The following is a 6081-nucleotide window of genomic DNA, read 5'->3' on the forward strand; positions in this document are numbered from 1 at the left end:
GTTCCTGCAGGCTGCCCTCAAGGCTGGGGCACAGACTCGCCAGGGCGAACTCGACATGGAAGGCCTCATCGACGGCCTCCTCCGCTCGCAGCCTCCTCGCCGCTGACACCCGCCGTCCGAGGACGGAGCCGGAGAGCATGTGGCGACGCAGTCCAGAGGGTCAGAAGCCTTCCGCTCAGCGCTGGGCAGGTTTGATCAGTCGAACGGGGTTCCTGTTCGGGTGATCGGCTGTAGGGCATAACGGCACAGCCTCCCGGTAGCTCGGGCGCTCTCTACCCAGCGGCACCGGGAGGCTCTGTTGTCGCAGTGTTCCGACGCCCCTCCGCCGCGAACGGGAAGGCCACCGGCGGGTGGCTCGGACCTACCAGTCAGCCGGCCGCAACCTTCCCCAGCTGTTCCCGGTGTGCCCGGGCCGTGGCCATCAGCCTGTCGAGTGTGCCCCTGGTGCGCACGAGGTCGGCGATGTGCCTAGAGAGCCGCTCGCGCTCCAGTGCCAGCCGCTCCAGCGCAGAGTCGGAGTGCTCCTCGCTGGGCGTGTCAACGCAGGGCAGGAGCTCGGCGATGGTGCGGCTGGACAGGCCCGCGGCATACAACTGCTGGATGAATGCCAGCCGCTCGACCTCGCCCTCCGTGTAGTGCCGCTGCCCGCTCGGGCTGCGGGTACTGGTGAGCAGTCCCTGCTCCTCGTAGTAGCGCACGGACCGGACACTGACTCCGGCGCGTGACGCGAGCTCTCCTATCCGCACAAAGCCCTCCCGGCTGAGTTCTGCGGCACAGAATCACAGGTCCCTTCACGGCGGCCCCGCTGGGCGCCGGCTGCTACCCGGTTTCTTCCACCAGCGACTGGAAGATCGGGGCCAGGAGATCGATGAGTTCGTCCTTCCCGAGGTCGGTCAGAGGGGTCAGGGACAGCACGTTGACCGCGATGGTCATGCCCATCATCTGAGCGACGAGCAAAGCCGCTCTGCGGGGAGCGTCGTCGGCACCGATCCACTCGGCGAGCGGGGCGATGTACTTTTCCTCGAAGCCGGCACGCAGTTGCTCGGAAGCGTCCCGGTCCGGAAGGGACCGGATCGTGGCGGCCATCGGATCGAAGTCGAGGGCGGCGCTGTACTCGACGATGTGTGTCGCGATCCGCCGCCCGAAGTCGGCTCGGTCGCCCTCGATCAGAGCGCCGGGAGCGAACGTCGCGGGCACGGCCTCGGCGAAGAGTCCCGCCTTGGATCCGAAGTAGCGCGTGATCAGCGCCTTGTCCGCTCGGGCGCTCTCGGCGATCTCGCGGACGCCGACCCCGCCGTAGCCGTGCTCGGTGAAGAGCCGCCGCGCCGCTTCGAGGATCGCGGTGCGCGTCGCTTCGATGTTCCGAGGTCGTCTGCCTGCCATGCCACTCCTTAGTCCCCAGATGTTGACTATCGATTACCCCGCCCCTATAGTCAACACCTGGAGACTAACATGTCGGCCGACGGCGGACTGGTCGTACGACACAAGGTCAAATGCCACAAGCAGACATGACGGACTAGGCTAGGAGAAGAGCAGAAAAATGAGCAAAGGAACCGCCCTCATCATCGGTGTCGGCCCCGGCCTCGGCCTGGCGCTCGCGGAGGCTTTCGCACGTGACGGTCACCCGGTCGTGCTCTTCGGCCGCGACGCGGAACGCCTCAAGAAGTATGCCGCCGAGCTGACGAGCCAGGGCTTCACCGCAGGCGCCTACCAGGCCGATGCCGGTGACCCCGAAGCTCTGCGGGCCTCGCTCAGCCAGGCTGTAGACGACCTCGGCGCGCCGGAGGTACTCGTCTACAACGCAGCCGTACTGCAGACCGACACACCCACAGGGCTGGACGCCACAGCATGGGCGCAGACCCTCGCGGTGAACGTCACCGGTGCCGTAGTCGCAGCCCGGACGGTCCTCCCGCTCCTGCGGGACGGCCGGGGCAGCCTGCTCTTCACCGGCGGCGGATTCGCCCTCCACCCCTCACCCGAATACACCACGCTGTCGGTCGGCAAGGCCGCACTGCGCGCCTACGTCCAGGCCCTCCACGACGACCAGCGCGACTCGGGCGTGCACGCCTCCACAGTCACCGTTGCCGGCATGATCGGAGGGGAGGACCCGCGCTTCGCCCCCGAAGCCCTGGCCGCAGTCTATCTCGGCCTGCACCACCAGACGAAGGACCAGTGGCAGGCTGAGCTCGTCTACGCCTGACAGCGCGCGCTCAGGGCCGAGGCGGGACACCAACTCCGGCCGACACCTTCACCTGCCGAGCCACGTACTCCACTGCGGCGGCCTGTACTTCCCTGACCGTCTCCGGGAACCTGGCCTCCGCCTTGACGAACATCTGATGCAGGAGCTGTCGGATGAGTTCAGGTCCGCCGGACGACGTGCAGGTCCGCATCCATGCGGCGGGAAAGACGGTAACGGCGATCGTGCCGTGACGCAGGACGCCACCCAATCCGCAGGACGGCCCGCCGGTTCTCCGGCAATCACCCGCACTCGGGCCGCCGCAGCGAAGGCCTCGCGGGCCGCCGCGAGCATCCGTTCGCCAGCCGGGGTGAGCCGTACTCGGCGTGAGGCGCGATCGAGCAGGCACACGCCCAACTCGCGTTCGAGCCCGGGGGGGGTCTCACCGTCGGCTGCGCAATGGGCAGCCGTTGCGCCGCGTGTCCGAAGTGCACTGACCTTGTCGGATTAGCTTCGGGCGCCGGGGTTGAGGGTCAGGCCGGTTTCGGTGAGGCAGCCGTCGACGAGTTCGGGATGGTGTTGGATGTGGGCAAGGCCTCGGCGGAGGGTGCGGGTGAGGTGGTCGGGATCGGCGAATGCAGTGTTGGCCATCGGCCCTCGTCGTAACAGGGACCAGACGCCTTCCACCGGATTCAAGTCCGGACTGTAGGAAGGAAGTTGGATGACCGTGAGCCAGTCGTGGCCGGCGGCGTACGCGCGCAGTCCGGCGGCACGATGGGTGTTCAGATTGTCCCAGACGACAACGATCGGGGCGCCGAGTTGCAGGTGCGCGCGGACAAGGAGGTCTCGGTAGTCCTGCCAAGCAAAACTCTTGCGTGCTCCTTTGAGCAACGAGTGGAAGCGGGGCCGGTAGATCAGCCGGGACCTCTCGCCGGGCCGGTAACAGCACATCGCGGCGACCGAGATCCGTCGGCGGGACCGTCCCCGCACTCGCACCACGGGGGTCTGCCCGCGCCGGCCCCACGTGCGGGCTCGTGGCGGCGTCATCGCGAACCCGGCCTCATCCTCGAAGACGACCCAGGCATCGAGCGCCGCCGCGATCCTTCCACCTGCGGCCACACGTCCTTCTTCCAGAGCTCGACCGCGTGCTCGTCACGTTCCAGCGCGCGACGGGCCGGGCTCTGCCAGGACCAGCCGTGGCGGTGCAGGAGCCGCCACACTCCCGCGATCGAGCAACTGACCTCGAACTGGCGGCCGATCAGCGTTCTGACGCGTTCCAGCGTCCACCGCTGATCTTCCCAGCCATGCGCGGCCGGCCCCTTGGCCAGCTCCTTTTCCAGCAGGGCGAACCGTTCGTCCGACAGCTTCGGCAGTTTCGCGGGCCCCTTCGACTTCAGACCCTCCATGCCGCCTTCACGCCAGGCCCGGCGCCACTGCTCCACCGAACGCTCGCTCACCCGCAGGTCCTTGGCGATCTCCGAAGTCCTGTCACCTCGTGCGAACCTCTGCCCGGCCTCCAGCCGGATCCCTTCACGTGCAGCCCGCCGCTCAGCAGTCAGGCCCCCACCATCCGCGTACCGCATAAGACCGGCATACCGCAGGAATCACCCAACGTCACCACCCGAAGGCAAGCCGAAAAGGTCAGTAATCGGCGACGGTCACCAAATATTGCAGCGCCCTCAGTTCCATCTTCCTGATCCATCACACGCTGTGATCGCTGCCGCGCGCTTCTCGTCATTGTTCGCGCACGTCAGCCCAGCTGTGACGGGTACGAACCCGCCGGATCGGCCATTCCCACACGGGATGCCGCAACGCGGGAAATCCGAACGGAGAACAAACAGAAGTGAGAACAACAACCCTAGGCGTCATCGGCACCGGCGCCGTCGGCCTCGCGGTTGCCCACCGCGCCGTCGACGCCGGCCTGAACGTCGTCCTGAGCAACTCACGCGGCCCCGAGACGCTGGCCGGTCTCGTCGCCGAGCTCGGCCAGCGGGCCCGCGCGGCCACCCCGGCCGAAGCAGCGAGCGCCGGCGACCTGATCATCGCGTCCATGCCGCTGGCCGCCCACGAGCAGCTGCCCCAGGCAGAGCTCGTCGGCAAGACCGTGATCGACCCGATGAACTACTCGCCGAGGCCCGACTGGAAGATTCCGGAGCTCGACAGCACCAAGGTGACCTCGAGCGAACTGGTGCAGCGCCACCTCGCCGGCGCCCGGGTGGTGAAGGCACTGCAGTGCCTCGGCATGAAGCAGCTGGTGGACCTGTCCCTCCCGGCCGGAGCCCCCCACCGCAGCGCGCTGCCGCTATTCGGCGACGACCCGGACGCAAAGCAAGAGGTGGCCGGCCTGCTGGACGTCCTCGGCTTCGACACGGTGGACCTCGGCACGCTGGCCGACAGCTGGCGCTGCGAACCCAACACCCCGCTGCACGCCATCCCGTACGTGGGACAGCCGCCGTCCGGCCTCGCCCCCAAGGACTTTGTGGCCTGGATCAAGGAGGCGCCCGGCGTGCCCGTGCCCGCTGCCCAGGTCAAGGAGCTCGCCGCCGCCGCGGTGCGCGGGCCCGCAGGTTTCCAGATGTCGTAGCCGACGCCTCTGCGGCAACAGCGCTTTCAGTACGGCCCGTTGATTGCCCAGCCGCCCCCGCCCTGCGCCGTCACTCCACAAGTAGCCTGCGCAGCCACTGGACGCGTGCGGCGCGGGTGGCCACGGAGATCGCTGCCTGCGGGGCGTTGAATTCGAAGCCGTGGAAGCCGCCGGGCCAGACGTGGAGTTCTCCGACGCCGCCGGCCTGCCAGATGCGGGAGGCGTACGTGACGGCCTCGTCACGGAAGGTCTCCGCGGAGCCGACGTCCAGGAAGGCCGGGGGCAGCCCTGACAGGTCCTCGGCCCGGGCCGGCGCGGCGTACGGAGACACGTCCGCCGCACCGCGCCGCGCACCGAGCAGCGCGGTCCAGCCGGTCTCGTTGGCGGCGCGGTCCCAGAGGTCGAGTCCCGCCATCTGGTGTACGGACGGGGTGTCGTTGCGGTCGTCGAGCATCGGGGACATCAACACCTGGCCGATCGGCCGCGGACCCTTGCGGTCGCGGGTGAGGAGCGCCAGCGCGGCCGCCAGACCACCGCCTGCGCTGACGCCCGCGACGACGATCCGCTCGGCGTCGCCGCCGATCTCGTCGGCGTGCTCCGCTGTCCACAGCAGCCCGGCGTACACGTCCTCGATCGGGGCGGGGTGCGGGTGTTCGGGAGCTAGCCGGTACTCCACGGACACCACGACGGCGTCCAACTCCTGTGCCCAGTCCAGGACCACGTCCAGGGTGCTCCTGCTGTCCCCCATGACCATCCCGCCACCGTGGATGTAGAAGACGACCGGCAGCGGAGAGACGGACGTGGTGGAGCGACAGATCAGCAGCGATATGTCGGGAGCGCCTTCGGGACCCGGCACAGTCCGGTCCTCGACAGTGAAGAATCCGTCACGGCCCAACTGCTCGTCGCTCACGACCTGCGCGAGCCCGAGTTGGCGGTGTTCGGTGATCGTGTCGGACGTGAACGGCGGGAACGACCCATCGAACATGGCGAGAGCGGCGGCGGCCTCGCGGTCGAACGGGGGTGGTGTCAGAGCCATCACGTCCTCCTTGCATTGAAGTGCGCAGTCCGTGCGGGATCTCCCGTCGCGAGCGGGATGGCCCTTGAGCCAAGATGCCACTCTCACGCGGCGCATACGGCACCGCCCTCAGCTTTTCGGCCGAGGGCGGACTGCGGGTCGGCCCTGAAGCGTCTCCAGGGGAAGGTGCCATGTGCTCAGGCGCGGCCGGGTCAGGGGGCTGTCATGGTGACGAGGACCTTGACGTGTTCGGGGTCGAGGGAGGCGGCGAATGCCTTGCCCGCGTCCTCCAGGGGAAAGGTGGCG

At 68.4% G+C, this 6081-nt stretch carries 6 protein-coding genes; 2 read left to right on the plus strand and 4 right to left on the minus strand.

Features of this window, described 5'->3' with window-relative positions:
* Nucleotides 1-368: 368 nt before the first annotated feature.
* Both ACFPIH_RS55865 and ACFPIH_RS55870 read right to left on the minus strand, forming a co-directional pair.
* Nucleotides 369-746 carry a MerR family transcriptional regulator gene (locus ACFPIH_RS55865; protein ID WP_381187945.1) on the minus strand — a complete coding sequence of 126 codons (378 nt, stop codon included), beginning with the start codon at nt 744-746 and terminating at the stop codon, nt 369-371.
* Nucleotides 747-819: 73 nt separating this feature from the next.
* Complete coding sequence (locus ACFPIH_RS55870) at nt 820-1383, minus strand: TetR/AcrR family transcriptional regulator (protein WP_381187942.1); 564 nt, start codon at nt 1381-1383, stop codon at nt 820-822.
* Nucleotides 1384-1540: 157 nt separating this feature from the next.
* On the opposite strand from ACFPIH_RS55870, the gene ACFPIH_RS55875 reads away from it, so the two are divergent.
* Entirely contained in the window at nt 1541-2200 is a 660-nt protein-coding gene (locus ACFPIH_RS55875) for an SDR family NAD(P)-dependent oxidoreductase (protein WP_381187940.1), read from the plus strand.
* A gap of 483 nt (nt 2201-2683) precedes the next feature.
* On the opposite strand, the gene ACFPIH_RS56595 is transcribed toward ACFPIH_RS55875, so the two are convergent.
* Nucleotides 2684-3759 (minus strand): IS630 family transposase gene (locus ACFPIH_RS56595; RefSeq protein WP_465270402.1). Its coding sequence is split into 2 segments (ribosomal slippage): nt 2684-3310 and nt 3313-3759, totalling 1074 coding nucleotides; the frame shifts between segments, so codons are not numbered across the junction.
* Between the two features lie 200 nt (nt 3760-3959).
* Here ACFPIH_RS56595 and ACFPIH_RS55890 point away from each other — a divergent pair.
* Nucleotides 3960-4760, plus strand: coding sequence for an NADPH-dependent F420 reductase (locus ACFPIH_RS55890; protein WP_381187948.1), 801 nt, complete (start codon nt 3960-3962; stop codon nt 4758-4760).
* Nucleotides 4761-4830: 70 nt separating this feature from the next.
* On the opposite strand, the gene ACFPIH_RS55895 is transcribed toward ACFPIH_RS55890, so the two are convergent.
* Nucleotides 4831-5796, minus strand: coding sequence for an alpha/beta hydrolase (locus ACFPIH_RS55895; RefSeq protein WP_381187935.1), 966 nt, complete (start codon nt 5794-5796; stop codon nt 4831-4833).
* Between the last annotated feature and the right edge of the window lie 285 nt (nt 5797-6081).

It is taken from the genome of Streptomyces vulcanius (assembly GCF_042653945.1).
Lineage (GTDB): Bacteria > Actinomycetota > Actinomycetes > Streptomycetales > Streptomycetaceae > Streptomyces > Streptomyces mangrovi.

Coding starts and splice junctions, on each gene's coding strand:
- ACFPIH_RS55870 (WP_381187942.1), bottom strand. CDS start 1,383: ATGGCAGGCAGACGACCTCGGAACATCGAAGCGACGCGCACCGCGATC.
- ACFPIH_RS55875 (WP_381187940.1), top strand. CDS start 1,541: ATGAGCAAAGGAACCGCCCTCATCATCGGTGTCGGCCCCGGCCTCGGC.
- ACFPIH_RS55895 (WP_381187935.1), bottom strand. CDS start 5,796: ATGGCTCTGACACCACCCCCGTTCGACCGCGAGGCCGCCGCCGCTCTC.